Source organism: Vibrio sp. 2033 (genome assembly GCF_033339735.1).
Map to the genome: position 1 here is coordinate 1 of NZ_JAWOVC010000597.1, position 584 is coordinate 584.

General features: G+C 45.7%; 1 protein-coding gene. It reads right to left on the reverse strand.

Annotated features, from left to right (window positions below; translation table 11 throughout):
• Nucleotides 1-13: 13 nt before the first annotated feature.
• The coding region (locus R7P74_RS27990) for a penicillin-insensitive murein endopeptidase (protein ID WP_318123939.1) at nucleotides 14-584 on the reverse strand (571 nt) is incomplete at its 5' end.

Sequence of the window (584 nt, forward strand, 5' to 3'; positions counted from 1 at the left end):
CAAAGATAAGACGTTATTTACTGACGATAAGTGGCTGACATTGTGGTGGAATCGCTTTTTTCTTTTTAGGTTTAGCCGCTACTTTTTCTGGCTGGGGCTTCGCTGGGACAACTGCTTTTGGCTTCCAACTCGCTAACTCCGAACCGCACCCATCACCAGAAGGAGGAGGTGCTTGATCGACACAATTAGAGCTTGAGTCAGGGCATGATAAGCGCACATGAAAATGATAATGATGTCCCCACCAAGGACGAACTTTACGTAGCCAAGAACGATCTTTTCCCCCTTCCTGAGCACACAGTTGCTCCTTGATAACAGGGTGAACAAAGATACGAGCTACCTCATCGCTCTTAGCAGCATAACGGATGAGTTCAAAATGCCTCTTATCCCATCGATGATTTAATATCGAGTAGTCTTGCAGATCAACCACACTCATCGGTTTCGGCAATTGAAGTTCGTTATAGGAGAGAGGAGAGTCAGCTAAACGCAACCAGATATCAATATCCAGCCCCGTTTGATGGCTTGAATGACCAGATGAAAAACGGCCGCCACGAGGTAAAGAAAGGTCGCCAATTAGTAAAGTAGTT